This window comes from Iodobacter sp. BJB302 (genome assembly GCF_002735645.1).
Taxonomy (GTDB): domain Bacteria; phylum Pseudomonadota; class Gammaproteobacteria; order Burkholderiales; family Chitinibacteraceae; genus Iodobacter.
In genome coordinates, this window is sequence record NZ_PDZG01000135.1 from 1 (window position 1) to 4,063 (window position 4,063).

The 4,063-nt window shown below is 43.2% G+C and carries 4 protein-coding genes and 2 rRNA genes; 2 read left to right on the top strand and 4 right to left on the bottom strand.

Features of this window, described 5'->3' with window-relative positions; genetic code table 11:
- Positions 1-149: 149 nt before the first annotated feature.
- A complete protein-coding gene (locus tag CSQ88_RS21950) occupies positions 150-866 on the bottom strand; it encodes an LOG family protein (RefSeq protein WP_099400191.1) in 717 nt (238 codons plus the stop codon).
- Positions 867-1,484: 618 nt separating this feature from the next.
- On the opposite strand from CSQ88_RS21950, the gene CSQ88_RS21955 reads away from it, so the two are divergent.
- Positions 1,485-1,961, top strand: coding sequence for an AtaL-like protein (locus CSQ88_RS21955; RefSeq protein ID WP_180273774.1), 477 nt, complete (start codon positions 1,485-1,487; stop codon positions 1,959-1,961).
- Here CSQ88_RS21955 and CSQ88_RS21960 read toward each other — a convergent pair.
- Entirely contained in the window at positions 1,958-2,728 is a 771-nt protein-coding gene (locus CSQ88_RS21960) for an HAD-IIA family hydrolase (protein WP_099400193.1), read from the bottom strand. The genes CSQ88_RS21955 and CSQ88_RS21960 overlap by 4 nt on opposite strands.
- A 294-nt stretch (positions 2,729-3,022) precedes the next feature.
- Between CSQ88_RS21960 and CSQ88_RS21965 the strand changes: the two genes are divergently transcribed.
- Positions 3,023-3,595 carry a GPR1/FUN34/YaaH family transporter gene (locus CSQ88_RS21965; RefSeq protein WP_099400194.1) on the top strand — a complete coding sequence of 191 codons (573 nt, stop codon included), beginning with the start codon at positions 3,023-3,025 and terminating at the stop codon, positions 3,593-3,595.
- 102 nt (positions 3,596-3,697) lie between these two features.
- Here CSQ88_RS21965 and rrf (CSQ88_RS21970) read toward each other — a convergent pair.
- Together rrf (CSQ88_RS21970) and rrf (CSQ88_RS21975) are read right to left on the bottom strand one after the other, a co-directional pair.
- Positions 3,698-3,811, bottom strand: a 5S ribosomal RNA gene (rrf, locus tag CSQ88_RS21970).
- Positions 3,812-3,956: 145 nt separating this feature from the next.
- Positions 3,957-4,063 (bottom strand): 5S ribosomal RNA (gene rrf / locus CSQ88_RS21975); the annotation flags it as partial.

A 4,063-nucleotide genomic window follows, 5' to 3' on the forward strand; every position in this document is an offset into this window, starting at 1 on the left:
GTTTTGATACCTGCTTCGCCAGTTAAATATTGCTGAACGACAGAGAGCTTGAATTGCGTTGAGTACTTGGACATAAAAACACCCCAAAAATATGGACGGGTGTCCAACTTTTGGGGTGCAGTTCAAAATTCAGAGGCCTTTTTATTTCTTTATAAAGAAGAACCTACAATTTGCCATTTCTCATGATGCTCTCTGATCAGCTGAACAGCGTCTTCAATCGTATCGACCACGATCGGAATCTGCATATCCACTTCGCTGGCAAGACCCGCATTATTTTCAACCATATAGCGGCGCGCCCAATCGACCTGCTCGTGCCACATCTCCCCCACTAAAATCAATGGCGTGTCATAAAGTTTACGCACCTGAATCAGCTGCCATACCATCGATAATTCTAATAAAGTACCAATTCCGCCGGATGTAACAATAAATGCATTTGAGCGCAAAATAAAATGATGCAAACGGGAAAAAAATGTTTTGTGCTCATAAACTTTGCCCACAAAATCATTCACATTTTGTTCAAAATCTAAATCAACCCTAATGCCTACTGATGCTTCTGGGCGATCCGGAGCTCCCTCCCTCGCTCCTTCATTTGCAGCCTGCATCAAGCCGGGCCCTCCGCCCGTAACAATACGGCATCCCATTGCCGCTAATTCACTTGCCAGCTGTTTAACCGCTTCATAAGCGGCTGATCCATCCTGAATACGTGCCGAACCAAAGATAGTGACATGATAATCCGGCGTATGCGCAGGACGTAAGCGCGCCAATTCATCAACAACGTCCCAGAGCTTAAGCACGGCATCACCCACAATATCCAACGCCTGCTCATCATCAATCACACCTATTGGCTTATTATTTGGATTTATCATTTTTTTTATCCCATACAGCAAATTAATAATACAGAGCGAATTATCACAATATTTATTGTGGATAAATATATCTCTCCAAAAATCATAATATTCTCAAGTCATTATTTATTTATCATTAAAAATACGACCGATAAAGAATGGCTTGACTAAAGTATATACACATAAAAATAATTAACCAAAGTACAATTACACGCGCCATTTCACTCATATGATCAGCTCAGATGCAAAATACAGCCATCACAGCAACAGAGACTCTCTCCGTAAATCAATTACAAAGCCAATAAGCCCAGCATCTTCGTTTAACAGATAAGGCAGAACAAGCACCTGCAGATTTTATTATTGAGTCTAAACCGTCGCGAATATAAGCCCATGCAATTGCAAATACCACGCTTATGGACCTTGCCTCTGCTGGCTGAGTATCCATCTGTGCAGAGCTCTCTCATATTTTGCAAGACACTGCGCAATACGGAATAAATCCGGAGGATTACCCAGAAAAACGGCACCCAGAACACAACCCGCTGTGGCTCAGCCCTTGTAAATACGCATTACTACCCTAACAATAATCACCGTTATGCCAAGCTGCACATTCGCTATACTAGCGCTTTAAGGAGAGTTATTTTGCAATTAGAGCATCTGGTCGCCGTTAATGACCCATCCAATGATTTTATCCTGAACAGAGCAGAGCTCTGGAAGGGCTTAGTGCTTCGTGCAGAAGCTCCTGATCTGTTTATGGCACATATAGATAGTGTAGAAATTATTGAACGCAGCGATGTGCATTTACTTAGGAAAATCATCATTGGCGCCTTGCACATCCAGGATCGTATCCATCTGCTTAATGAAGCACATGTGCGTTATGACACCGAGCCGGGTGAACAACATGCCGGTGGCACCCTGCTGATGAAAATCGAAGAGCCGGAAACCAATATGCTATTTGTTCGCTTTCATTATCAAACGCCGATGAACGATCAGGGCGAAGAAGAAGAGTATGCAAAGTTCCTGAAAGCTGCTTGGCAACAAACGGATTTGGAAACGATTCAAAAAATTAGAGAATTGGCCGCAGAAGGCCGGTTAAATACGCCGGCCAGCCCAGCCTAAAGCGTAGTAAAATCAATTTCGCCGACATGATTGAACACATAATCCGGTTTATACGGAAATTGTTCGATCATCTCGGTATTTGATACGCCAGAAAGCACCAAAGCAGTTTTCATACCTGCCTCCATACCTCCCACAATATCCGTATCCATTCTGTCACCAATCATCAGCGTATCTTCGGGATGCACGCCCAATTTACGCGTCGCCAATGTCATCATCAAAGCATTAGGCTTACCCACAATATAGGGTGTCTTGCCCGTAGCGGCTGAAATTGCCGCAAGGATTGTTCCCGCAGCAGGCTCGCTCCCGCCTTCAACCGGATCAATCATATCGGGATTGGTACCAATAAATTTAGCGCCCCCGTCAATAAAGCGTACCGCTTTTTTCATCTGATCGAAATTAAAGCTGCTCGATTTTGCTACCACCACATAATCCGGCTTACTTTCTGAAATAGAAAAGCCCACATTATAAAGCTCGTTAATTAAGCCTCCGCCACCAATAATAAAAACGGTAGCGCGCTCTTTCTGGCTGCGCAAAAACATCGCAGTAGCCATGGCACTGGTAATAAAATTCTCTTCACTCAGCCCGTGAATACCCAGCGCTTCAAGCTTTAGCTTTAAATCGAGCGGGGTTTGTTCAGCATTATTGGTTAAAAATAAAAACGGTAATTTACTGCTTAATAAGCGCTGAACAAACTCATTTGCGCCAGGGATTAATTGTTTACCGCGATAAATAACGCCATCCATATCAGAAATAATACTTTTAACCATGTCCCTCTCCTTATAAATATATTCCTGCTTTAAGCTTACTCTGACTGCCATTTTATTAACAGGCCAATACGAAACACATCGTCTTTTACCGGTTATAAAAAAATCATGAAAACTAAGAATTTTTAAGGCACAACCTTATTACAAGCTTATTCAGACTAAATCAAACTTATTCATTAAAAACAAGAAGATAGCACCATTCATAAGGTAAATACTGCCAAGTTAATCTAAGCCAAATTTTTATCTGAAGAAGCTCGGTATAATCGCGCCTCTTTAAAAATTCAAACAGAACTTAATATGTCTCAGACTCTTCATACGCATGATCAAACCGCCAATCCAGCCCCATTAGGATTACTGGGCTTTGGCATGACAACCGTACTACTGAATCTGCACAACGCAGGTGTAACTGAGCTCAGCTCAATGATCTTAGCCATGGGCATTTTCTACGGAGGTATTGCTCAAGTGATTGCGGGCCTGCTGGAATGGAAAAAAGGCAATACCTTCGGCACCGTCGCATTCACTTCCTACGGCATGTTCTGGCTCTCGCTGGTAGCCCTGCTCATCTTACCCAAGCTGGGCCTCGCAGAAGCAAGCTCAATCAACAGCATGACCGCCTACCTCACCATGTGGGGCATCTTTACAGCATTTTTGTTTGTTGGCACGCTTAAACTCAATAAAGCGACCCAATTTATCTTTGGCTCTCTTACGGTTCTTTTTGCCCTGCTCGCCCTTGGTGATTACACAGGAAATCCTATGATCAAGCAATTAGCAGGCATTGAAGGCATCATTTGCGGTACATCTGCTATTTATGCAGCAATGGCTCAAATACTGAATGAAATGTATGGAAAAGAAGTAATGCCGCTAGGCTAATTGCTTACATGGCTTTTTCTTCAGAACAAACAAAAGCCCCAATATCAAACGATATTGGGGCTTTTGCTTTGAGCAAATATTATATTTACTCAACAAAGGGGTGTCTGGTAATGACCTACTTTCACACAGGTAATCTGCACTATCATCGGCGCTAAGGTGTTTCACTGTCCTGTTCGGGATGGGAAGGAGTGGGGCCACCTTGCTATGGTCACCAGACTTTAACTGACACCTGCTCATACGGCTCAGCAAGTAATTTAATCTAATCTATTGCAGTAAAAAACAACTGCTTCACTTATAGCAAAACCCCCGCCTCTTTCGAGTACGGGGGTTTTGTTTACTATGTCTTTACTACGAATGGGGTGTCTGGCAATGACCTACTTTCACACAGGTAATCTGCACTATCATCGGCGCTAAGGTGTTTCACTGTCCTGTTCGGGATGGGAAGGAGTGGGACCACCTCGCTATGGT

What these genes read in the sequence shown, in the direction of transcription:
- CSQ88_RS21965 (WP_099400194.1), top strand. Translation starts at nt 3,023, where the DNA reads ATGTCTCAGACTCTTCATACGCATGATCAAACCGCCAATCCAGCCCCA.
- CSQ88_RS21960 (WP_099400193.1), bottom strand. Translation starts at nt 2,728, where the DNA reads ATGGTTAAAAGTATTATTTCTGATATGGATGGCGTTATTTATCGCGGT.
- CSQ88_RS21950 (WP_099400191.1), bottom strand. Translation starts at nt 866, where the DNA reads ATGATAAATCCAAATAATAAGCCAATAGGTGTGATTGATGATGAGCAG.